The 22,523-nt window shown below is 67.7% G+C and carries 22 protein-coding genes; 12 read left to right on the top strand and 10 right to left on the bottom strand.

From position 1 onward, the window contains the following. Window positions 1-3: 3 nt before the first annotated feature. Entirely contained in the window at window positions 4-2,109 is a 2,106-nt protein-coding gene (gene tkt / locus AC5RUK_RS03565) for a transketolase (RefSeq protein WP_494151397.1), read from the bottom strand. Between the two features lie 385 nt (window positions 2,110-2,494). On the opposite strand from tkt, the gene AC5RUK_RS03560 reads away from it, so the two are divergent. Continuing rightward, window positions 2,495-3,454, top strand: coding sequence for a heme o synthase (locus AC5RUK_RS03560; protein ID WP_493987289.1), 960 nt, complete (start codon window positions 2,495-2,497; stop codon window positions 3,452-3,454). An 81-nt stretch (window positions 3,455-3,535) separates the two neighbouring features. Further along, on the top strand, window positions 3,536-4,474 hold the full coding sequence (locus tag AC5RUK_RS03555) for a dihydrodipicolinate synthase family protein (RefSeq protein ID WP_494151396.1): 939 nt from the start codon (window positions 3,536-3,538) through the stop codon (window positions 4,472-4,474). Window positions 4,475-4,497: 23 nt separating this feature from the next. On the opposite strand, the gene AC5RUK_RS03550 is transcribed toward AC5RUK_RS03555, so the two are convergent. Genes AC5RUK_RS03550 through AC5RUK_RS03540 form a run of 3 tightly spaced genes read right to left on the bottom strand, consistent with a single transcriptional unit; the run spans window position 4,498 to window position 7,074 of the window. Continuing rightward, on the bottom strand, window positions 4,498-5,433 hold the full coding sequence (locus AC5RUK_RS03550) for a COX15/CtaA family protein (protein ID WP_493987287.1): 936 nt from the start codon (window positions 5,431-5,433) through the stop codon (window positions 4,498-4,500). A gap of 4 nt (window positions 5,434-5,437) precedes the next feature. Beyond that, window positions 5,438-6,184, bottom strand: coding sequence for an ABC transporter permease (locus tag AC5RUK_RS03545; RefSeq protein ID WP_493987286.1), 747 nt, complete (start codon window positions 6,182-6,184; stop codon window positions 5,438-5,440). Further along, a complete protein-coding gene (locus tag AC5RUK_RS03540; RefSeq protein WP_494151534.1) occupies window positions 6,181-7,074 on the bottom strand; it encodes an ABC transporter ATP-binding protein in 894 nt (297 codons plus the stop codon). The genes AC5RUK_RS03545 and AC5RUK_RS03540 overlap by 4 nt, the downstream gene beginning before the upstream one ends. 163 nt (window positions 7,075-7,237) lie before the next feature. Here AC5RUK_RS03540 and AC5RUK_RS03535 point away from each other — a divergent pair, with 163 nt between their 5' ends. The 7 genes from AC5RUK_RS03535 to AC5RUK_RS03505 all read left to right on the top strand — a co-directional run bounded on the left by AC5RUK_RS03535 (window position 7,238) and on the right by AC5RUK_RS03505 (window position 13,175). Further along, the gene (locus tag AC5RUK_RS03535) at window positions 7,238-8,008 is read left to right on the top strand and encodes a helix-turn-helix transcriptional regulator (RefSeq protein WP_493987537.1); all 771 of its coding nucleotides are present in this window, start codon (window positions 7,238-7,240) and stop codon (window positions 8,006-8,008) included. Further along, a complete protein-coding gene (gene sufB / locus AC5RUK_RS03530) occupies window positions 8,008-9,492 on the top strand; it encodes a Fe-S cluster assembly protein SufB (protein ID WP_493987285.1) in 1,485 nt (494 codons plus the stop codon). The genes AC5RUK_RS03535 and sufB overlap by 1 nt, the downstream gene beginning before the upstream one ends. Beyond that, entirely contained in the window at window positions 9,492-10,775 is a 1,284-nt protein-coding gene (sufD, locus tag AC5RUK_RS03525; RefSeq protein ID WP_494151395.1) for a Fe-S cluster assembly protein SufD, read from the top strand. The genes sufB and sufD overlap by 1 nt, the downstream gene beginning before the upstream one ends. Continuing rightward, the gene (locus tag AC5RUK_RS03520) at window positions 10,775-11,134 is read left to right on the top strand and encodes a non-heme iron oxygenase ferredoxin subunit (protein ID WP_493987283.1); all 360 of its coding nucleotides are present in this window, start codon (window positions 10,775-10,777) and stop codon (window positions 11,132-11,134) included. Before sufD ends, AC5RUK_RS03520 begins: the two co-directional genes overlap by 1 nt. A 59-nt stretch (window positions 11,135-11,193) precedes the next feature. Next, window positions 11,194-11,955: a Fe-S cluster assembly ATPase SufC gene (gene sufC, locus AC5RUK_RS03515; RefSeq protein ID WP_494151394.1), complete on the top strand. Its 762-nt coding sequence runs from the start codon at window positions 11,194-11,196 to the stop codon at window positions 11,953-11,955. Window positions 11,956-11,957: 2 nt separating this feature from the next. Then, on the top strand, window positions 11,958-12,287 hold the full coding sequence (locus tag AC5RUK_RS03510) for a metal-sulfur cluster assembly factor (RefSeq protein ID WP_493978517.1): 330 nt from the start codon (window positions 11,958-11,960) through the stop codon (window positions 12,285-12,287). Between the two features lie 90 nt (window positions 12,288-12,377). Next, entirely contained in the window at window positions 12,378-13,175 is a 798-nt protein-coding gene (locus AC5RUK_RS03505) for a Pr6Pr family membrane protein (RefSeq protein WP_494151393.1), read from the top strand. Between the two features lie 15 nt (window positions 13,176-13,190). Here the strand turns inward: AC5RUK_RS03505 and ypfJ are convergent, their stop codons facing one another. Continuing rightward, a complete protein-coding gene (ypfJ, locus tag AC5RUK_RS03500) occupies window positions 13,191-14,090 on the bottom strand; it encodes a KPN_02809 family neutral zinc metallopeptidase (protein WP_494108812.1) in 900 nt (299 codons plus the stop codon). Window positions 14,091-14,237: 147 nt separating this feature from the next. Between ypfJ and abc-f the strand changes: the two genes are divergently transcribed. Next, window positions 14,238-15,836 carry a ribosomal protection-like ABC-F family protein gene (abc-f, locus tag AC5RUK_RS03495; RefSeq protein WP_494108813.1) on the top strand — a complete coding sequence of 533 codons (1,599 nt, stop codon included), beginning with the start codon at window positions 14,238-14,240 and terminating at the stop codon, window positions 15,834-15,836. Window positions 15,837-15,941: 105 nt separating this feature from the next. Here abc-f and AC5RUK_RS03490 read toward each other — a convergent pair whose 3' ends face one another. The 3 genes from AC5RUK_RS03490 to AC5RUK_RS03480 are packed head-to-tail and all read right to left on the bottom strand — an operon-like array spanning window position 15,942 to window position 17,653. Then, window positions 15,942-16,841 carry an SURF1 family cytochrome oxidase biogenesis protein gene (locus tag AC5RUK_RS03490; RefSeq protein WP_494151392.1) on the bottom strand — a complete coding sequence of 300 codons (900 nt, stop codon included), beginning with the start codon at window positions 16,839-16,841 and terminating at the stop codon, window positions 15,942-15,944. Further along, the gene (locus AC5RUK_RS03485) at window positions 16,842-17,072 is read right to left on the bottom strand and encodes a hypothetical protein (RefSeq protein ID WP_494151391.1); all 231 of its coding nucleotides are present in this window, start codon (window positions 17,070-17,072) and stop codon (window positions 16,842-16,844) included. Continuing rightward, a complete protein-coding gene (locus tag AC5RUK_RS03480; RefSeq protein WP_494151390.1) occupies window positions 17,069-17,653 on the bottom strand; it encodes a DUF3099 domain-containing protein in 585 nt (194 codons plus the stop codon). Before AC5RUK_RS03480 ends, AC5RUK_RS03485 begins: the two co-directional genes overlap by 4 nt. A 129-nt stretch (window positions 17,654-17,782) precedes the next feature. Here AC5RUK_RS03480 and AC5RUK_RS03475 point away from each other — a divergent pair, with 129 nt between their 5' ends. Next, window positions 17,783-18,505, top strand: coding sequence for a beta-ketoacyl-ACP reductase (locus tag AC5RUK_RS03475; RefSeq protein ID WP_493987275.1), 723 nt, complete (start codon window positions 17,783-17,785; stop codon window positions 18,503-18,505). Window positions 18,506-18,659: 154 nt separating this feature from the next. Continuing rightward, window positions 18,660-19,412 carry an SDR family oxidoreductase gene (locus AC5RUK_RS03470; RefSeq protein ID WP_494151389.1) on the top strand — a complete coding sequence of 251 codons (753 nt, stop codon included), beginning with the start codon at window positions 18,660-18,662 and terminating at the stop codon, window positions 19,410-19,412. Between the two features lie 64 nt (window positions 19,413-19,476). Here AC5RUK_RS03470 and AC5RUK_RS03465 read toward each other — a convergent pair whose 3' ends face one another. Continuing rightward, on the bottom strand, window positions 19,477-21,366 hold the full coding sequence (locus AC5RUK_RS03465) for a transketolase (protein WP_494151388.1): 1,890 nt from the start codon (window positions 21,364-21,366) through the stop codon (window positions 19,477-19,479). A gap of 172 nt (window positions 21,367-21,538) precedes the next feature. Next, window positions 21,539-22,432, bottom strand: a complete 894-nt coding sequence (serB, locus tag AC5RUK_RS03460; protein ID WP_494151387.1) for a phosphoserine phosphatase SerB — start codon at window positions 22,430-22,432, stop codon at window positions 21,539-21,541. Window positions 22,433-22,523: the final 91 nt, after the last annotated feature.

Here is a 22,523-nt window from a genome sequence, read left to right as displayed (position 1 = left end):
TCCTTAGGAATTGGTGGTCTGGGAGAGGGAGTCGCGGGCGGCCTCGACAACAGCCTCGGCCGTGAGTCCGAACTCGCGGAACAGGGTCTTGTAGTCGGCGGAGGCGCCGTAGTGCTCCAGGGACACGCTGCGGCCGGCGTCGCCGACCAAACCGTCCCAGCACTGCGCAATGCCGGCCTCCACCGACACGCGGGCCTTGATGCCGGCCGGAAGCACCGACTCGCGGTAGGCGGCGTCCTGCCGGTTGAACCACTCGAGGCAGGGAACGGAAACCACGCGGGTGGCGATCCCGTCGGCCTGCAGCGTTTCGCGGGCCTGGACGGCCAGCTGCACTTCGGAACCGGTGGCGAGCAGGATCACCTGCGGGGTCGTGTCCGAGCCGCCGGACTGCGCCTCGGCCAGCACGTACGCCCCCTTGGCCACGTTGTCGGCGGAGGCGAAACCGCCTTCGCCGCGCTCGTAGACCGGCAGGTTCTGCCGGGTGAGCACAATGCCGGCCGGGTTGCTGTGGTTCTCCAGCATCGTCTTCCAGGCCTGCGCCACCTCGTTGGCATCGGCCGGGCGGACGACGTCGAGGCCCGGGATCGCGCGCAGGCTCGCCAGCTGTTCCACCGGCTGGTGGGTGGGTCCGTCTTCACCCAGGCCGATGGAATCGTGCGTCCACACGTAGATGGAGGGAACGCCCATCAGGGCGCCCAGCCGGATGGCCGGCCGCTGGTAGTCGCTGAAGATCAGGAACGTGCCCGAGAAGGCGCGGGTGTTGGAGCTGAGCACAATGCCGTTGACGATGGCGGCGGCGGCATGCTCGCGGATGCCGAAGTGCAGCACCCTGCCGTACGGCCCGCCGGACCACATGTCGGTCTGCCGCGACTCGGGAACGAAAGATGGGGAGCCTTCGATGGTGGTGTTGTTGGATTCGGCCAGGTCCGCCGAACCGCCCCACAGCTCCGGCAGCACCGGGCCGATGGCGTTGAGCACCTTGCCGGAGGCGGCCCGGGTGGAGACGTCCTTGCCGGCCGGGAACTCGGGCAGCGCCGCCTCCCAGCCTTGCGGCAACTCGGAAGCCTGCACACGGTCCAGCAGTGCGGCGTTCTCCGGGTTGGCCTCGCGCCACGCCTGGTAGCCGGTCTCCCAGTCCGCGCGGGCCTGCTTGCCGCGCACGGCTACCTGCCGGGCGTGGTCCAGAACCTCCGGCTCGACGGCGAAGTGCTGCTCCGGATCGAAGCCGAGCACCTCCTTGACGGCAGCAACTTCCTCGGCGCCCAGGGCGGAGCCGTGGATCTTGCCGGTGTTCTGCTTCTTGGGGGCGGGCCAGCCGATGACGGTGCGCAGCGAGATGATCGAGGGCCGGGAGGTCTCGGCCTTTGCGGCTTTCAAGGCCTCGAACAGGGCCGGGACGTCTTCGACGTACTCGCCGGTCCGGGTCCAGTCCACCCGCTGGGTGTGCCAGCCGTACGCTTCGTAGCGCTTGAGCACGTCTTCGGTGAAGGCGATGTCGGTGTCGTCTTCAATGGAGATCTTGTTGTCGTCGTAGAGCACCACCAGGTTGCCCAGCTCCTGGTGGCCGGCCAGGGAGGAGGCCTCCGAGGTGACGCCTTCCTGCAGGTCGCCGTCGGACGCGATCACCCAGACGGTGTGGTCGAACGGGCTCTCGCCGGCGGCAGCATCGGCGTCGTACAGGCCGCGGGTGCGGCGCTGGGCATAGGCGAAGCCGACGGCGGAGGCGAGCCCCTGGCCCAGCGGTCCGGTGGTGATTTCAACGCCCGGGGTGTGCTCGTACTCCGGGTGGCCCGGCGTGAGCGATCCCCAGGTCCGCAGCGCCTTCAGGTCCTCCAGTTCCAGGCCGTAGCCGGAGAGGAACAGCTGGATGTACAGCGTCAGCGAGGTGTGGCCGGGGGAGAGGACGAACCGGTCGCGGCCCACCCAGTGCGGATCGGTCGGGTCGTGGCGCATGAACTGCTGGAAGATCAGGTACGCGGCCGGGGCCAGGCTCATGGCGGTGCCGGGGTGGCCGTTGCCGACCTTCTCCACTGCGTCGGCGGCGAGGACACGCACCGTGTCCACCGCCCGCTGGTCCAGCGATGTCCAGGACAATTCCTGATCTTCCATGTGTGGCACCGGGTGGGCCCCTTTCTGATACGTCCAGGTGGCAGCCGACGGTCCGGAAAACAGCCGCAGCCGCGGATCGTGTGGACCATTCGCCGTTGATACTGCCTCGAGCTTGTTGCGCCCCATCACCGCGGGTTGGCGCTTGTTCCCCACTCTATCCGTTGAGTCTGCAATGCGCAGGACGTGCTGCAGTGCCCGCAGTCACAGGCAGCTTGTTTGAGACGGGCAGGAGCGGGGCGGGCCTGCGCAGGTTTCGGCGGGGGCCGGCGAAACCGGTTTCTACGAGAGATAGAAGGAGTATGATGTAGGTGCACCTTGGCCCGTCCTTTAAGGCTGGGCGCTTTCGTGTGTCAGACGAACTCCAGCAGAACTGAGTGGTTTTTCCTTGAATATCCAGACCGTTCCGGACCAGGCGTTGGCCGTTCCGGCCAAGCCCGGCTTCTCGCGCAAGGCCAAGGCCTACATTGCGCTCACGAAGCCCCGCGTGATGGAACTTCTGCTGGTGACCACGCTGCCCACCATGATCTTCGCCCAGGGCGGCTTTCCCGACCTCTGGCTGATGGCTGCCACGATGGTCGGCGGTGCCCTGGCTGCCGGAGCGGCCGGCTCCTTCAACTGCTACATCGACCGGGACATGGACAAGCTCATGCACCGGACCGAGAACCGCCCGCTCGTGACCGGGGAACTGACTCCGCGCGAGGCGCTGGTGTTCTCCTGGGTGCTCGCCGTGGTGGCGGTGGCGCTCCTCTGGTTCGGGGCGAATCCGCTGGCCGGCATGCTGGGCGTCGGCGCGATCTTCTTCTACGTCGTGATCTACACGCTGATCCTTAAGCGCCGCACCTCCCAGAACATCGTCTGGGGCGGCGCCGCCGGGTGCTTCCCCGTGCTCATCGCCTGGGCCGCCGTGACCAACACGGTGGCGTGGCCGGCGGTGATCCTGTTCATGGTCATCTTCCTGTGGACGCCCCCGCACTACTGGCCGCTCTCCATGAAATACAGCGACGACTACAACGCCGCCAACGTGCCGATGCTTGGCGCCATCGCCAGCGCCCGGCAGGTTTCCGTGCAGGTCGTGCTCTACGCCTGGGCCACCCTGGTCTGCTCGCTGCTGCTGGCTCCGGTCGGCGGCGCCGGCTGGGTGTACACGATCGTGGCGCTGCTCAGCGGTTCCTGGTTCGTCTACGAATCGCACCGGCTCTACGCGCTGACCAAGCGCGGAACCGAAAGCACCGCCGTCACGAACAAGAGCGCCATGCGGGTGTTCCACGGTTCCATCAGCTACCTGACGGTGCTGTTCCTTGCCCTGGCCCTGGACCCCTTCATCGGCGGTCCCGTCTTCGGCTAGGCGCCACCCGCCCGCGCCGGCTTGATCTCTTCGGCCGGCCCCCGTCGGGCTGTCCTGCCCGCGCTGCCCTAAGATTGCGGCATGAATCCCTTCCGCGGCCTGATTGCTTATCCGGTGACCCCCTTCCATGACGACGGCGGTGTCAACCTTCCGGAGCTGATTCGCCATATCGCCGCCGTGAGCGAGGCGCCCGTCGACGCGATAACGGTGCTCGGCAGTTCGGGCAACTTCGCCTATTTGGACCGCGCGGAGCGACGGGATGTCGTCATAGCGGCGGTGGAGGCGGCCAGGGCGGTCCGGCCCGGGCTGCCGGTGTGCGTCGGCGTGAGCGCGGTGGGCACCCGTGAACTCCTGCAGAACATCGACGACGCCAGTGCTGCCGGCGCCGACGGCCTCCTGGTCTCCACGGTCTCCTACTATCCCCTGACGGACGAGGAAGTGGCCGCCCAGTGTGTTGCGGCGGCCCGGCAGTCCGGCCTCCCCGTCTGCCTGTACAGCAATCCCCGCACCACGCAGTTCAGCTTCAGCCTGGAGCTCGTGGCCGAACTGGCCGCGGAAACCCACATCGTGGCCGTGAAGGAATCGGCCCCCAATGCCGAAGTATTCCGCGAGCGATATGAAGAACTCCGCCACCTGCTGCCGGTCGAAGCGGGCGATTTCAGCCATGGCATGAGCGGTGACGCGCTGATCGCCGAGGCCGGCTTCGCCGCCGATGCCTGGCACGGCGGGCCGATCGCCGTGCTGCCGGCGCACTACCGGGTGCTGCGCGACGCCTTGCGGGCCGGCAATGAGGAAACTGCCGCCGCGGCACGCGCCGCGTTGGCTCCGCTGATGGCCTACTACGGCTCGCTGCGCCCGCTCAGCAATCTCTACTCGTTGGCCAGGGCCGCCGGGATCGACGCCGGTGATCCGCGGTTGCCGCTGCACCCCTTGCCCGGGAGCAGCCGCCGCGAACTCGCCCGCCTCCTCGAAGGCATCGAGGGGTTCCGCCCGGCTGATCGGGCCTCGGCAGGACAGTAGCGACAGCCCGCCGTCGGACCGGACTACAGCGGGAATTTGCCGGTGGAACGGTCCCAGACATTCGTGGCCGCGACGGTCAGTAGGGCAGAACCGAGCATGTGCAGCAGCACGAGGCCGACCGGCAGCCCGGTGAAGTGCTGCAGGTAGCCGATGCCGCCTTGGAGCAGGACCACGGCGGCCAGCCACCAAAGAGCGGTACGGAGTTGCGGGGAGGTGGCGTGGCGGTAGGCGAGCACCAGCGCCAGCACGATGGCCGCGACCAGCAGGTAGACCGGTACCACGTGGATCCGCGTCACCAGGTCCGCGCTGAAGTTGTGCCGCGGGGCACTGGCGTCACCGGCATGCGGGCCGGTGCCGGTCACGATCGTGCCCAGCACGATGGAGGCAGCAGAGGTAGCGGCGATGGTCCAGCCCAGGGTTGCCTGGATGCGCGGGACCGGAGCGACGGCGACGGCGGTGCCGCCGCGCAAGTACATTCCGGTGCGGTTCACCAGCAGCGTGGCGACAGCGACCAGTGCCGCCGAGGCCAGGAAGTGCAGGCTCACCACCCACGGATTCAGATCGGTCCACACGGTGATGCCGCCGATCAGGGCCTGCACCGGGATGACGCACAGCAGGGCCACCGCCAGGCCGAACAGGGTGCGGTGCGACCGGCGCATCCGCCACAGCGACACGAGCATGGCCACGGCGATGATGACCAGGATGAACGTCAGCGTGCGGTTGCCGAATTCGATCAGCCCGTGGATGCCCATCTCGGGCGTCGGCGTCATGGAACCGGGTACGCAGTTCGGCCACTCCGAGCAGCCCAGGCCGGACTTGGTCAGCCGCACGGCGCCGCCGGTGATGATGATGCCCATCTGCGATACCAGTGAGGCAATGGCCAGCCCGTGCACGGTCCGGTTGACCGAGACGGGCAGCCGATCCTGGAGGCCGCGGGACTTCGGGGTGGCGGTGGTCATTGACTTAGCTCCATTTGAACCAGCGGATGGCGGCAAGGCTGGCCACTACGGTCCAGGCCAGCAGCACGATTGATGCGGTGAGATTGAACTGCGCGTCGATCAGCGCGCTGCGCAGGGCGTCGCCCAAAGCAGTCGAGGGTAGCACGTGGGCGGCCGGCTCGAAAACGTCGGGCCAGCTGGCCACCGGGAAGAGGATACCGCCGGCGGCCGCCAACAGCACCCACAGCAGGTTGGTAATCGCCAGCGTGGCTTCCGGCCGCACGGTCCCGGCGATCAAGAGACCAAGCGAGGTGAAAGCCGCGGCGCCGAGCACCAGCTGCGCGGCTGCCGGCGCGATGCCGCCGAGTGCGGGCTGCCAGCCGAGGAACAGGAGGGCAGTCCCGCCCACCACCACGACTTGGATCACCATGATGGCCAGCACGGCGAGAATCTTTCCCAGGATCAGGCCGCCCTGTCCCAACGGAGTGGTGGACAGGAACCGCAGGACGCCATAGCGGCGGTCGAAGCCGGTGGCGATTCCCTGGCCGGTCAAGGCGGTGGATACCGTGCACAAGGCCAGGACGCCCGGGGCCGCCATGGCGATCCGGTTGTCCGTGAACGTGTCCAGCAGCGGCGTGACGGTCAGGCCGATGAGCGCCAGCAGCGGCAGGATGATCGCAATCAGCAACTGCTCGCCGTTGCGCAGCATGCCCAGGGTCTCGTAGCGGCCCTGGAGGGCGATCCGGCGGATCAAGGGGGCGGGCGCGCTCATCGCAGGTCCTTCCCGGAAATATCGAGGAAGACATCCTCCAGCGAACGCGGTGCCATGCGGATGGACGCCGGCATGACATTGTGGGCCGCCCACTCCGCCGCCAACGCGGCCAGCACCGCGGGGGTAATTTGGCCGGCCACCATGTAGCGGCCGGGAACGTTCTCGACGGCGGTGAACGGCTCGGGCAGGGCGAAGGACAGGCCCGGAGCGGCATCGAAGGTCAGCAGGCGTTCGACGCCGGCGCTCTCGTCCGTGGCCGCCGTGAGTTCGGCGACCGTGCCGTGCACTACCGTCCTGCCGGCATCGATGATGAAGACATAGTCGGCCAGCCGCTGGGCGTCGTCCATGAGATGCGTGGTGAGGATGATGCCCAGCCCCTCGGCCCGCAGTTCCTGGATCAGGTCGAACACCACGGCCCGGGACTGTGGGTCCAGTCCGGCGCTTGGTTCGTCCAGGAAAAGGACCTCCGGATCGCCGACCAAGGCGGCGGCCAGGGCGACCCGCTGCTTCTGGCCGCCCGAGAGCCTGCGGATGGGGGTGTTGGCGAATCCGTTGATGCCCAGCCGCTCCGCCAGCTCGTCCACGCTGCGGGGGTCCCGGTACATTCCGGCAACGTGCTGGAGCAGGGCCAGCGGCCGGATGGCCTGCGGCAGGCCACCTTCCTGCAGCATGACGCCGACCCGGCTGCGGAGCTCCGCGCCCGCCTGGTAGGGGTCCTGGCCGAGGAGCCGAACGGTGCCGCCGTTGGGACGCATGAGGCCCTGCGCGCAGGCTAAGGTGGTGGTCTTGCCCGCGCCGTTTGGTCCGAGCAAGGCCGTGACCTGCCCGGGGTAGGCGCGCAAATGGACCCCGTCGATGACGCGGACCATCTTGTTGTCCAGGGCCTCCACCGGTCCCAGATCTTTCACGAGGCCCTGGATATCCAGGCAGGGTTCGGAGGTAGGCACCCGAACATTCTACGGGACGTAGAGCGGTCCACGCAGGGATGCTCCGCTAAGGCCTGCCTTACTGGTAGGGCGGAATAGAATACGTCATGATTGTGTTGTGTATTCCATGACCAGTAGTGCTTCTTTGCGTGCCCAGGCACCGGAGTCCGAGGAGCGGACCCGGGACCGGGTGTTGAATGCCGTCTTGGAACACGGACCCGTCAGTGCCGCCGGGCTCGGCGAGATACTGGGCTTCACTCCCGCGGCCGTGCGGCGCCACTTGGATGCCCTCTCCCGCAAGGGCTTGATCGAGGTCAAGCTCACTGCGAATTCGGCCACCGGAGCCGGCCGGCCGGCCCGGAAGTACGTGCTGAGCCGGCAGGGCCAGACACGGCTCGGCAACGACTATCTGGATATCGCCCGTACCGCGTTGGCGGCCTTGGGCGAGGCTGCCGGCCGCGAGGCGGTTGCTGAGTTCGCGCGGAACCGCTACCGGGACATGGAAGAACGCTACCGTCCGGTAGTGGAGGCAGCAGGGCCCGGAATCGAAGAGCGGGCCAAGGCGCTGGCGGAGGCGCTGAGCGCCGACGGCTTCGTTGGCTCCACCAACGTGGTGGGATCCCAAGCGCCGCACAGCACCATGCTGGCCGTCCAGCTGTGCCAGGGGCACTGCCCGGTGCAGCAGCTGGCAGCAGACTTCCCGGACTTCTGCGACAGCGAAACTGAAGTTTTTTCCCGGCTGCTCGGGGTGGATGTCAGGCGACTGTCCACGCTGGCCAGCGGGGGACATGTTTGTACGACCCACATCCCGGTGGGTCGAACGAGGTCTGCGGTTCGACCCGTCGAACCGGCGACAGGCACGAGACGAGTATCCATCAATCTGCAAGAGAGGCCGTGATGACGGACCAAGTGGATCAGAGCATGAGGAACGCGGTCGGGACGACCGACGTAGCCGACACCACCATTTCCGAAATCCTGGAAAAGAACCCCGAGCTGCATGGCATCGGGACCTACGAATACGGCTGGTCCGACGCCGACACCGCCGGCGCCAACGCCCGCCGCGGTCTGAATGAAGAAGTGGTCCGCGACATCTCCGCCAAGAAGGGCGAGCCGCAGTGGATGCTGGATCTGCGTTTGAAGGGCTTGAAGTACTTCGACCGCAAGCCGATGCCCACCTGGGGCGCCGACCTGTCCGGCATTGACTTCGACAACATCAAGTACTTTGTCCGTTCCACGGAGAAGCAGGCCAAGACGTGGGAGGACCTGCCCGAGGACATCCGGGTCACCTACGAAAAGCTGGGCATACCCGAGGCCGAGCGTGAACGCCTGGTCTCCGGCGTTGCCGCCCAGTACGAGTCCGAGGTGGTCTACCACCAGCTTCGCGAAGACCTGGAAGCCCAGGGCGTGATCTTCCTGGACACCGACACCGGCCTGAAGGAACACCCGGAGATCTTCCAGGAGTACTTCGGCTCGGTCATCCCGGTCGGCGACAACAAGTTCGCCTCGCTGAACACCGCCGTCTGGTCCGGCGGGTCCTTCGTCTACGTCCCGAAGGGCGTCCACGTGGACATCCCGCTGCAGGCCTACTTCCGGATCAACACCGAGAACATGGGCCAGTTCGAGCGCACGCTGATCATCGCCGACGAAGACTCCTACGTGCACTACATCGAGGGCTGCACGGCGCCGATCTACAGCTCCGACTCGCTGCACTCCGCCGTCGTCGAAATCATCGTGAAGAAGGGCGCGCGCGTCCGGTACACGACGATCCAGAACTGGTCCAACAACGTGTACAACCTGGTCACCAAGCGGGCCATCGCCCATGAGGGCGCCACCATGGAGTGGGTCGACGGCAACATCGGCTCCAAGGTCACCATGAAGTACCCGGCGGTCTACCTGACCGGCGAGCACGCCAAGGGCGAGACGCTGTCCATCGCCTTCGCCGGTGCGGGCCAGCACCAGGACACCGGCTCGAAGATGGTCCACATCGCGCCGAACACTTCCAGCGCGATCGTGGCCAAGTCCGTGGCCCGCGGCGGCGGCCGCTCGGCCTACCGAGGCCTGGTCCAGGTCCGCGAAGGCGCGAAGAACACCAAGAACAGCGTGGTTTGCGACGCCCTGCTGGTGGACACGATCTCGCGGTCGGACACGTACCCGTACATCGATGTCCGCGAGGACGACGTCACCATGGGCCACGAGGCGACCGTGTCCCGCGTCAGCGAAGAGCAGCTGTTCTACCTGATGACGCGCGGCATGGCCGAAGACGAAGCAATGGCCATGATCGTGCGCGGTTTCATCGAGCCGATCGCCCGCGAGCTGCCGATGGAATACGCCCTCGAGCTGAACCGCTTGATTGAACTGCAGATGGAAGGATCCGTAGGTTAATGACTGAGATCACTGAGAAGGCACGCATCGGTGCTCCGGCCATCGACGGATTCACGGAGGAAGGCGAAAATCTCTCCCCGGCCAACGCTGCCGCAGGTCCGCTGGCCGGGGCCAGCGCCAAGAGCCACAGCCACGGAGGCGGCGTCGGTGTTCCGGACAGCTCCCGCGCCGGCCGCCTGACCTCGTACAAGGCAGAAGACTTCGGCCCGCTCACCGGACGCGAGGAAGACTGGCGGTTCACTCCGCTCAAGCGCCTGCGCGGCCTGCAGAGCGACGCGCTGACCGGTACCGCACCGGCCGTCACCGTCACCGGGCCCGAAGGCGCCGACCTGCCGGCCGGCGTCCTGGTTGAGACCGTGGGCCGGAGCGATGCGCGCATCGGTGTTGCGGGCATCCCCGAGGACCGCGTCTCGGCTGCGGCCTGGGAGGCGTTCACCGAAGCGACCGTGGTGACCATTCCGGCCGAAGCCCAGCTGGATGCCGGCGTCGCCGTCGTGGTGGACGGCAACAGCACCGAGCTGTCCGCGCAGCACCTGGTCATCGTGGCCGAGAAGTTCTCCAAGGCCGTCGTCGTGCTGGACCACAAGGGCAGCGCAACGGTCTCGCAAAACGTGGAGATCGATGTGCAGGACGGCGCCGAACTCACTGTCGTCTCGGTGCAGGAATGGGCCGACGACGCCGTTCACGCCTCCTCGCAGCAGGCCCGCGTGGGCCGCGACGCGAAGTTCAAGCATGTGACCGTCAGCCTGGGCGGCGACCTGGTCCGCGTCACGCCGTCCACCCGTTTCACTGCCACCGGCGGCGATGTGGAAATGTTCGGCCTTTACTTCGCCGACGCCGGACAGCACCTTGAGCACCGCCTGTTCGTGGACCACGCGATGCCGAACTGCAAGTCGCGGGTGCTGTACAAGGGCGCCCTGCAGGGCAAGAACGCGCACACCGTCTGGGTGGGCGACGTGCTGATCCGCAAGGAAGCCGAGGGCACCGACAGCTACGAGGCAAACCGGAACCTGGTGCTGACCGACGGCGCGCGCGCCGACTCGGTGCCGAACCTCGAAATCGAGACCGGACTGATCGAAGGTGCCGGCCACGCCAGCACCACCGGCCGCTTCGACGACGAGCACCTGTTCTACCTGATGGCGCGCGGCATCCCCCAAGACGTCGCCCGCCGCCTGGTGGTCCGCGGTTTCCTCAACGAGGTCATTCAGCAGATCCGGGTCCCCGCCCTCGAAGAGCGGCTCAACGCCGCATTGGAACGCGAGCTCGAGGCGGGCAACCTCTGATGAGCGGGACTCCGCGCGGCGAACTGGTGTGCCAGGCCTCTGACGTACAGGTCAATCAGGCAGTGCGCATCCTGATCGATGACTACCCGGTAGCCATCGTCAGGGACTCGGAAGGCGAACTCCACGCCATCGGAGACACCTGTTCGCACGCGGACGTTTCCCTCTCCGAAGGCGACGTCGAAGGCTGCGCGATCGAATGCTGGGGCCACGGCTCCCAGTTCGATCTGCGCACCGGCGAGCCGCTGAGCCTGCCGGCGTTCGAGCCCGTCCCGGTGTTCGCGCTGACGCTCGACGGCGACGGCGTCTACGTGGACGTCACGAACGTCCTCAACGGGGCGCCCGCCCCGGACCTCAACTAAAAACTTCAATCACGTGAACGGCGCCCGCTCCCACCGGGCGCAAAGGAGAAAGCAGACAGATGTCTACTCTTGAAATCAAGGACCTGCACGTCAGCATCGACACCGAGCAGGGCAGCAAGCAGATCCTCAAGGGCGTGTCCCTGACGATCAACACCGGCGAAATCCACGCCATCATGGGCCCGAACGGTTCCGGCAAGTCCACCCTGGCGGCCACCATCGCCGGGCACCCGCGCTACAACGTCGACTCCGGCTCCATCACCATGGACGGCGAGGATGTGCTGGCCATGAGCGTGGACGAGCGCGCCCGCGCGGGCCTGTTCCTGGCCATGCAGTACCCGGTCGAGGTACCCGGCGTGACCATGACCAACTTCCTGCGCACCGCCAAGACCGCCCTCGACGGCGAGGCCCCGAGCCTGCGTACCTGGACCAAGGACGTCAAGGAAGCGATGAGCCAGCTGCGCATCGACGCCGACTTCGCCCAGCGCAACGTGAACGAAGGCTTCTCCGGCGGCGAGAAGAAGCGCGTGGAGATCCTCCAGCTCGAACTTTTCAAGCCCAAGTTCGCCATCATGGACGAAACCGACTCCGGCCTGGACGTGGATGCGCTCAAGGTGGTCTCCGAAGGCCACAACCGGGTGCATGCCGGGGGCGGGATGGGCACCCTGCTCATCACCCACTACACGCGCATCCTGCGCTACATCAAGCCTGACTTCGTGCACGTCTTCGTGGATGGCCACATCGCCGAAGAGGGCGGCCCCGAACTGGCCGACCGTCTCGAAGAAGAGGGCTACGACCGCTACCTGACAGCAGCAAAGGCCTGATCATGACTGAAGCCAAAGCCCCGCAGACGTCCCTGGAGGACGTCGAGGAAGCGCTCAAGGACGTCATCGACCCGGAGCTGGGCGTCAACATCGTGGACCTCGGCCTGCTGTACGGACTGAAGTACGCCGACGACGGTGCCCTGCTCATCGACATGACGCTGACCACCGCAGCCTGCCCGCTCACCGACGTCCTCGAGGAGCAGACCGGCCAGGCGCTGGACGGCGTGGTGGACGAGTGGCGCCTCAACTGGGTATGGATGCCGCCGTGGGGTCCGGAACGGATCACCGACGACGGCCGCGACCAGATGCGCGCCCTCGGCTTCAATATTTGAGCCCGACGAAGCGATGACGGCGGACCGGTCACCTTCGGGTGGCCGGTCCGCTTCTGTGTTGGCACCGGCCCGCGGGGCTAGGATCATGTCATGGGAGTGTCGAGGGCGGCATTAAAGCGGCGGCGGGGACGCTATGACGAGGTCCACGTCGCTGCGGCCTACCACGGCCTGACTGCGCTGCTGGCCGTCGTGGGCCTCGTCGTCGGAATCACCGCCGTGCCGGCGGCGCCCGGCTATGCCCCCGCCGCCGCGCATGCCTGGTGGAACTACGCCAGCGCGCCGGGGGTGCAGGCCGCGCTGCTGGTCTTTGTGGTGAGCCTGACGCTGTTGATGGATTCGACCATGGCCGGGGGACGGCTCTGGCGGGCAGCCCGGACCGCCACCCTGGCGGCCATGCTGCTGGTCTTCCTGGCCCAGTTCACCCGGTTCCGCGGTTTTCCCGAAGCCGCCGGGCTGACCGCGGCAGGGGTGATGGCGGACCGGCTCCTGCATTACGTGCTGCCCGTGGTCGTCCTGACCGGCTGGCTCATCTTTGGTCCGCGGCCCCGCATCGGCGCCGGGGCGGTGACGCTCGGCCTGGCCTTCCCGGTTTTCTGGCTGCTCTGGACGGGGGTCAGGGGCGCCGCGACGGGCTGGCTGCCGTATGGTCAGGGGACGGCGGGGCCGGGGGAGTTGCTGATGACGGGGATCGGCCTGATCCTGGTCTGGCTGGGAGCGGGCATGGTCTTCCTGCTGCTGGACACAACGATGGGCCGCGAGCCCGACGGCTATCTGCCGGGATTCGGACCCGGCGATCCCGACGGCGGCAGGGCCGGGACCTCCGGGGGCGCACCGCCGTTCGCCCCAGGCATCCGCGAGACCGACCCGGTGGACCCGCGCGACCTGTAGCTTTCACAGCCTGCGTCAGGCGGGGCGGTCGAGGTCCGGGGCGGAGAAGGTGTCGCACCGGCCGGCGTCCCCGGTCCGGTAGCCGTGCAGGAACCAGCGCTGCCGTTGCTCGCTGGAGCCGTGCGTCCAGGTGTGGGGGTTGACCTGCCCCGCGGCGGCTTGCTGGATGCGGTCGTCGCCCACGGCGGCCGCGGCGGAGAGGGCGTCCTGCAGGTCCCGCTGGGTCAGCGGCTGCATGAACGGTTCTCCGGTCCTTTCGTCGATCTGCTCCGTGGCATTGCCCGCCCACACGCCGGCATAGCAGTCCGCCTGCAGTTCCACCCGGACTGCACCGGACTCGGGACCCTGGGGATCCTGCCGGGCGTAGCCGATGGCGCCGGTCAGGTTCTGGATGTGGTGCCCGAACTCGTGCGCCACCACATACTCCTCGGCCAGCGGCCCCCCGCTCCCACCAAAGCGGGTGGTCAGCTCGGTGAAAAAGGACGTGTCAAAGTACGCGGTCTGATCGGATGGACAATAAAACGGGCCCACCGCGCTGCTGGCCCTGCCGCAGCCGGTGCTGACGCCGCCGTCGAAAAGGACGGTCTGCGGGGCGGGATACTGCATGTTGTAGCGGGGGAGGTAGCCGGCCCAGAAATCGTTGAGGCTGTTGACGGTACCCACGATGCGGCAGTCGGTGCGCTCGTTGGCGTCGGCGCCGGTGCGGCACTCTTCCTGCAGGACGGAACCTCCTGCCTGCTGCTGTTCCTGGCCGCCGCCCACGCCGAAGCCCTCCAGCACTTCGGGCGGAACACCCAGCAGGCTGGCAATGAGGACCAACAGGCCGCCGCCGCCGATTGCGAGCTTGCCGCCCAGGCCGCCGCGGCGGTCCTGAACCTGTGACGTATCCAGCTGGGAGCCGCGGGAGAAACTCATTCGCCAAGGATAACCGTCCGATCATACCGGCGGAGGGGGTGGGGACGGCCTTTTGTTGCCGGTAGACTGGAAAGGTTGATTTCCGCCCGTCCCGTCTGGACGGCGCCCGGGTATCCCCTCTCCGCACCCCTTCGAAAGGCTTCCACTGTGATTACCGTCAACGATCTTGAGCTGCGTGCCGGGGCCCGTCTGCTCATGGAGGCGGTGTCCTTCCGTGTGGACAAGGGCGACAAGGTGGGGCTGGTGGGCCGCAACGGCGCCGGCAAGACCACGCTGACCCGCGTCCTGGCCGGAGAAGGCATGCCTGCCGCCGGGACTGTGGTGCGCACCGGTGAAATCGGTTACCTGCCCCAGGACCCCCGCACCCCCGACATGGAACAGCTGGCCCGCGACCGCATCCTCTCGGTGCGGGGCCTCGACGTGGTGACCCGCAAGCTGAGGGAAACGCAGTCGGAAATGGCCAGCACCGACGCCGACGTTCAGGCCAAGGCGATGCGACGCTATGACCGGCTGGAGGCCGAGTTCATCTCCGGCGGCGGCTACGCGGCCGAGGCCGAGGCCGCCGCCATTTCCTCCAACCTGGCCCTGCCGGAGCGGATCCTGAACCAGCCCCTGCGGACCCTGTCCGGCGGCCAGCGCCGCCGCGTCGAGCTGGCCCGGATCCTGTATTCCGGTGCGGACACCATGCTGCTCGATGAGCCGACAAACCACCTGGACGCCGACTCGATCAGCTGGCTGCGCGAGTTCCTGAAAAACCACCAGGGCGGCCTGATCGTGATCAGCCACGACACCGGGCTGCTGGAAGCGACCGTCAACAAGGTCTTCCACCTGGACGCCAACCGCGCCACCATCGACATCTACAACATGAACTGGAAGCGCTACCTGTCCCAGCGCGAGACCGACGAGCGGGCCCGCAAGCGTGAGCGCGCCAACGCCGAAAAGAAGGCCCAGGTTCTCATGGACCAGGCGAACAAGATGCGCGCCAAGGCCACCAAGGCGGTGGCGGCCCAGAACATGGCCAAGCGGGCGGAACGCTTGCTCAGCGGCTTGGATGAGGTGCGCGCACAGGACAAGGTGGCGGCGCTGCGCTTCCCCGATCCCGCACCCTGTGGCAAGACTCCGCTCACCGCCGAAGGCCTCAGCAAGTCATATGGCTCATTGGAGATCTTCACCGATGTGGACCTGGCCATCGACCGGGGCTCCCGCGTGGTGATCCTGGGGCTGAACGGCGCCGGCAAGACCACGCTGCTGCGCATGCTGGCCGGGGTGGACACCCCCGACACCGGCGATGTGCTGCCCGGCCACGGACTGAAGATCGGCTACTACGCGCAGGAACACGAGACGCTGGACGTGGACCGGACCGTGCTGGAGAACATGCGCACGGCCGCCCCCGACCTGCAGGATGCCGAGGTGCGGAACATCCTCGGTTCCTTCCTCTTCTCGGGGGACGACGTGAACAAGCCGGCGGGGGTGCTCTCCGGTGGCGAAAAGACCCGGCTCGCCCTGGCCACCATCGTCGCGTCATCGGCCAATGTGCTGCTGCTGGATGAGCCGACGAACAACCTCGACCCGGCCAGCCGGGCGGAAATCCTGGGCGCACTGCGCAACTACAGCGGCGCCGTCGTCATGGTGAGCCACGACGAAGGGGCGGTGGCGGCCCTGAACCCGGAGCGCGTCGTGCTGCTGCCGGACGGCGTCGAAGACCTCTGGAACGAGGACTACCTGGACCTGGTCACCCTGGCCTGATTCCGGGCGCGGCCTCGAACCGCAATTGCGCGTCGCTTAGACACCTCCCTCGTTCCTCGGTCGGCGATGCGCGCCTTGGCAATTCCGGTTCCGGCAGAGCCGTAACTAGTCGTCGCGGCTGAGCAGGGTGCCGTCGGTGCGGAACCCCTGGGAGTCCAGCAGGGCGTCTTCCTCTTCTTCGGCCGTCGGCCGCTTGCGACGGCGTTTCGGAGCCGCGGCACGCGGTGCCGGATTCGCCTGGTGGTAACCGCTGAGCGCCTCCTCTTCCTCCGCGTACCGGCTCTGGTGCGCCTGCTGGCGGGCGGCATAGCCGTAGCCGACGAACAGCAGCACGCCGAAGGCGTACCACTGCATGGAGTACGACAGGTGTGGGCCTTCGTCGATGGCCGGCTTGGGGATCTGCACGGGCTGCACGGCAGCAGCGGGAGATTCCGCCGCCATCAGCCCGTAGCTGCCGGTATGGACGGGGTAGCCCAGTTCTGTCGCATAGGCGTCAAGCTGGATGGACGCGAGCTGACCCTCCGGGGCCCCGCGGCTGACCGGGCCCTCGGTTGGCTTGACGCGGGCGACGACGGTGACGTCGCCGTCCGGGGCGGCGGGAATGGTGTCCGGGTGGCCGGCCTGGTTGTTGCCGATCGGGAGCCAGCCCCGGTTGATCACTACCGCGCTGCCGTCCTGGAGGCGCAACGGGACAAGTACCTCGTAGCCCGGCCGGCCGTTCAGGGGACGGTTCCGCACGATCCGCTGCCCGGCGTCGTCGTACTCGCCGGTGAGGACCACCGGCGTCCATTCCACCGAGTCATCGGCGGTGGCGAAGATCTCCGGCACCTCGCCGAACGGCACCGGGTCGGCGTCGTAATTGTTCTCCACCGCCGCGATGACGTCGCGGGCCTGGTCCCGGCGTTCCATCTGCCAGTTGCCCAGCACCACGCACAGCGCGGCCAGCAGGGCAACGATCAGCAGCCAGCCCAGCCACTTGCCGCTGAGCAGGAATCGGTAGGACATTCAGGCACCTTCCAAGGGGAGCGTTTCGCGCCAGAGGCTGCGCTGGATCAGATAGTCCTGCAGCCACTCCCGGTGTCCGCCGCACGCGAGCCAGATTTTGCGGCGCTCGGGGGTATGGATTTTCGGGTTGTTCCACAGCAGCTGCCACTGCGCGTCCTGGCGGCAGCCCTTCCGCGAACAGACGGGGGAGGCGGCCGCCGCCCCGCCGCCGAGCTGGTCCAAAAGGTTCACGCGGCCGCCTTCCGCCAGCGCCGCTTGGTGACGGGGCTCAGGTTTCCGGTGAATTCGGCCGGCTGGTCGTCCACGCGGGGATCCTCCGGCGGGGTAGCGTCCGCAACGGCAGGCCCGTCGGCCGCTGTCGGGGCCGGGCCCGGCGGCTCGGATCGGTCGGAGGCGGGGCGGACGGGCGGGGAGGACGCGTGGGGGGTGCCGGCCGATGCCGGCTCGGCGTCGTCGATAAGCTCCCCGCTGAGCACCTGGTCGGTGTCTGCCCCGGCGTTTGCCGTGCGGGCGGAGGGGGCCTCCAGCTCCGGCTGCGGCGCCTGGTCCAGCAAGGCGGTGCTGTGCTGCAGGTTCGATTTGTCGCTGCCGCCATTGGCGATGATCACGGCGATCCACGGCAGGAAGACGGCGCCGGCCACGAAGAACCAGCGGAACCAGCTGTCGATGAAGAAGAAGAGCAGCAAACAAGCCAGCCGGATACCCATGGCGAGCGTGTACTTGACCATGCGCCGGTGCATTTCATCGGTATGGCTTTCAGGGACGTCCGTAATGCTCAGGACTTCCGGCTTCTCGTCAGGCTGCTTGCTCATCACACTCCATCAGGGCTGTATCAATTCTCCCACGCTGGCCGGAATGTCTAAAGCCGCGCGACGATGACCGACCGACGGATATCCCGGGCTAGGATTCCATAGGAAAACAGCAGCTTGATGGAGGTAAGAGTGAGCAACGAACAGCAGTCCGGTCGAAGCGTGCTGGTCACCGGCGGCAACAGGGGAATCGGGCTGGCGATTGCCCGGGCCTTCGAAGCGAACGGCGACAAGGTGGCGATCACCTACCGCAGCGGCGAGGTTCCCGACGGACTCCTGGGCGTGAAGGCCGATGTGACGGATGCCGCGTCGGTGGACGCTGCCTTCACCGAAGTCGAGGCTGCCCACGGTCCCGTGGAGGTCCTGGTCGCCAACGCCGGCGTCACGCGCGACACGCTACTGCTGCGGATGAGCGAAGAAGACTTCACCAGCGTGGTGGATACCAATCTGTCCGGCGCGTTCAGGGTGATCAAGCGCGCCTCCAAGGGCATGATCCGGCTGCGGAAGGGCCGCGTAGTGCTGATCTCCTCGGTGGTGGGTCTCTACGGGTCGCCGGGCCAGATCAACTATGCCGCGTCCAAGGCCGGCCTGGTGGGCATCGCCCGGTCGCTGACCCGCGAGCTCGGATCCCGCAACATCACCGCCAATGTGGTGGCCCCGGGCTTCGTCAACACGGAAATGACGGCAGTACTGCCGGAAGACACCCAGAAGAACTACCTGGCTTCCATCCCGGCCGGCCGCTTCGCCGAACCCGAAGAAGTTGCGAACGTGGTCCGCTGGATTGCCAGCGACGAAGCCGCCTACATCTCCGGCGCGGTGATTCCGGTGGACGGCGGACTGGGAATGGGCCACTAGGCAGGTCAGGCAGGTGTTCGGGCCTGCGTTTTGTGGGCTCTCTACAACGGATAAGGCTTCGGGGACTGGCAAGATGGAACCCGAAGCCTTTTCCGGTTGAGCGTTTCCTACAACGGGCCGACCGGACCACCACTCAGAACCTCGAGGAGCAGCCATGGGCGCACTGGACGGCAAAGCAGCAATCGTAACGGGATCATCGCGCGGCATCGGCGCCGAGGTGGCCAAGCTCCTGGCTGCCGAGGGAGCGTCGGTGGTGGTCAACTACCGCCAGAAGGCACCCCGCGCGAACAAGGTAGTGGCGCAGATCGAAGAAGCCGGCGGCCGCGCCGTCGCCGTTGCCGCCGATCTGACCGCGGCAGAGGGCTCGCAGGCACTGGTCGAAGCCGCCCGGCAGAACTTCGGCGGCGTCGATGTGCTGGTGCTCAACGCGTCCGGCGGCATGGAGTCCAGCATGGGCGAGGACTATGCCCTGCGCCTGAACCGCGACGCGCAGGTGAACATGCTCAAGGCGGCGGCCGAGGTGATGCCGGCAGGGTCCCGGGTGGTGTTTGTCACCAGCCACCAGGCCCACTTCATCCGTACCGTACCGACCATGCCGGAGTACGAGCCGGTGGCCCTGAGCAAGCGCGCCGGCGAAGACGCGCTGCGCGAACTGCTGCCGGAGCTGGACGCCAAGGGCATCTCGCTGGTGGTCGTATCCGGCGACATGATCGAAGGCACCGTGACCGCGACGCTGCTGGACCGTGCCCGCCCCGGGGCGATCGAGGCCCGCCGCGCAGAGGCCGGCAGGCTTTACTCGGTGGAAGAGTTCGGGGCGGAAGTGGCCAAGATGGTCACCGCCGACGTCCCCTCCGGCCACACGGAATACGTCGGCGGCGCCGAGTCCTTCCTGCAGGCGCAGGACTAAGAGGCCGCCGCGCCGGTTTGCCGGCCGGCGCCCGGCCCACGCCCGGCCCGGCGCAGCGCCCGGACTACTCCCGAACCAGTCGGCGCGCCGCCTCAACAATATGTCGCGCGGAAATGCCCGCGGCGTCCAGCAGGTCGTGTGGCGCGCCGGACGTCGGCAAACCTTTCACGGCCAGCCGGACCAGTTTAAGGTCCGGTACCCGCGCCTGCGTCAGGGAACCGGCGACGGCTGACCCGAGCCCGCCTTCGGGATAGTGGTCCTCCACCGTGACGATCCGGCCTCCGGTGGCTTGGCACGCTGTCAGCAGCGTCTCCTGGTTGATGGGCTTGATCGAATAGAGGTCAATCACCCGCGCGGCGATGCCTTCGCCGGCGAGTTGGGCGGACGCGGCCAGGCACTCGTGCAGGGTGACGCCCGCGCCGACGAGGGCGACGGCGTCGTCGTCAGTGGCCCGGTGCACCTTCGCCCCGCCGATGGGGAACTCTTCGCCTTCTTCGTACAGCACGGGGTAGTCGCCCCGGGTTGCCCGGAGGTAGCAGATGCCGGAAGTGTCAGCCATGGTGCGGACCAACCGGGCGGCCGAGGGCGCGTCGGCGGGGTAGAGGACGGTCGAGGTGTGGATCGCCCGCATGGCGGCCAGGTCCTCCAGCGCCATCTGCGAAGGCCCGTCCTGGCCGATTTCGACACCGGCATGGGTTCCGACCAGGCGGATGTCCACCTCGGATACCCCCGCCATCCGAATGAAGTCGTAACCGCGGGAGACGAGGAACGCTGCAAAACTGGCGGCGAACGGCACATACCCGCGCACCGAGAGCCCCGCCGCGGCAGCCACCATCTGCTGTTCGGAGATGAACATTTCGAAGAAGCGTTCCGGTGCGGCCTTGCTGAATTCCCCGGCCTTGGTGGAGTTGCCCACCTCTCCATCGAGGACCACCACCTCGGGCCGGGCGGCGAGGGCAGCCACCGCGTCGCCGAAGGCGGTCCGGGTGGCGACGGAATCGCCCACCGTGTAGGCGGGAAGCTCGACGGCGGCCGTGGGGTCTGGCGTGATGGCAGGATCGCCGGGTTCCGGTGCAAGGGTGGCGATCCGGAGGTGCGTGGGGCCGCCCAGTGCGTCGATGGCGGGTCCGGCGACGTCCTCCGGCAGTGCCTTGCCGTGCCAGCCGTCTCTGTCCTCCACCGCGGGAACGCCTTTGCCCTTGACCGTGCGGGCCAGGATGACGCTGGGCCGATCGGTGGTGGCACGCGCCGTGGAGAAGGCTTCGTTGATGGCTGCCAGGTCGTGGCCGTCGATCGGCAGCGGTTGCGCGCCGAAGGCCCGGATCCGTGCGGCGTACCGGTCCAGGTCCCAGCCCAGTGCGGTCGGTCCGTTCTGGCCCAGCCGGTTCACATCCACGATCGCCGTCAGATTTCCCAGCCGGTAATAGGCGGCCTTGTCCAGCGCCTCCCACATGGATCCTTCGGTCATCTCGCTGTCCCCGCAGAGGACCCACGTCCGGTAGGGGAGCCGGTCCAAGTACTTGCCGGCCATGGCGATGCCGACGGCGACGGGCAGCCCCTGGCCGAGCGATCCGGTTGCCACGTCCACCCAGGGCAGGGCAGGCGTGGGATGTCCTTGCAGCCGGCCGCCGAACTGCCGGTACGCGTCGAGCAGTTCCGTTTCGTCAATCACTCCGGCGGCCCGGAACATGGCATAGAGCAGCGGCGAGGCGTGCCCCTTGGAGAAAACCAGATGGTCGTTCGCCGCCAGCTCCGGCCGCTGCCAGTCATAGCGCAGGTGGTTCGCCAGGAGCACCGCCATGAGGTCGGCCGCCGAGAGCGACGAGGTGGCGTGGCCGGAGCCGACCCGGGTGGTGGTCCGAATGGAGTCGACCCGCAGCTGCGCCGCCAGGCGGCGGCACGTCTCGGCCACGTCCGGATCCAGGCTTGTGGTCGTTGTGGAGTGCGTGCTCATCGCTGATTCTCCTTCACGGCAGGTTCCGGGAATCCTGCCCGTAGGCCGGCAGCCGGGACGCTGTCCGGGGGAGGTTCAACCGACCCTACTCCGGCACATGGCCCGGCGGTAGGGGCCTCGTCCGGCGAAAATCAACACGCCTAAGATTGCGGGTCCGGCCGCCGCGAAAGCGTCAGACGCCGGCGAAGTAGCGGGCCACATCCAGGTAGGGAATGTTGATGGCGGCGTCGGCGGCGGCCCGGACGGCAGGCTTGGCGTTGAACGCAACGCCCAGGCCGGCGGCGGCGAGCATGTCCAGGTCGTTGGCGCCGTCACCGATGGCAATGGTCTGCGCCAGGTCGATCGCCTCCGCCGCGGCCCATTCGCGCAACGCTGCCTCTTTCACCGCGCGGTCCACCACGTCGCCGTCCACCTTGCCGGTCAGCGTCTCCGCGTCGATGCCCAGCAGGTTGGCGCGGTGGTAGGTCAGCTTGAGCTCGGCGGCCAGCGGGTCCAGGATTTGGCTGAAGCCGCCGGAGACCACGGCTACCGCGTGGCCGGCGGCCAGGAAGGCCTCCACCAGTTCCCGGGCCCCGTCCGTCAGCCGCACCGCGGCACGGACGCGGTCGATCACGTCGAGCGGAAGGTCCTTCAGGGTTGCCACCCGGGCGTGCAGGCTCTCGGCAAAGTCCAGTTCGCCGCGCATTGCCGCTTCGGTCACGGCGGCAACCTCGTCCCGCTTGCCGGCATGCTCGGCGAGCAGTTCGATGACCTCCTGCTGGATGAGCGTGGAGTCCACGTCCATCAGCAGCAGCTTGCGCTGCGGCCCGGCCAGCGACGCATCCATCACGGCCGTGCCCAGGTCATCTGTGAGGACGGGGGCCAGCGCCGCCCTTAAGGCTGCGACGCCGTCGGAGGCACCGCCGTCGTACTCCACCGTCAGGACGGTGACCTGGAAACGGTCGTTGGCCGCGTTCTCCAGCTCGATGATGCTCCCGCCGGCTCCGGTGACTGCGGCCTGCACGGCAGCGAGATAGGCATCGGGGAGTTCCCGGCCGTAGGAGACGACACGGAGGAGCGAGGGCATGGTGATTCCGTTCTGCGCAAAGCTGGAGGGAGGGCCGGATCCATCATGGCAGGCCCCGGCGTCGCGTTTGGCGAATGCTACGCGTTTTAGC

This window comes from Arthrobacter sp. Y3223065 (assembly GCF_059090885.1).
Note: the sequence above shows the minus strand (reverse complement) of the source record. Positions and strands in the feature narration are given on the sequence as shown.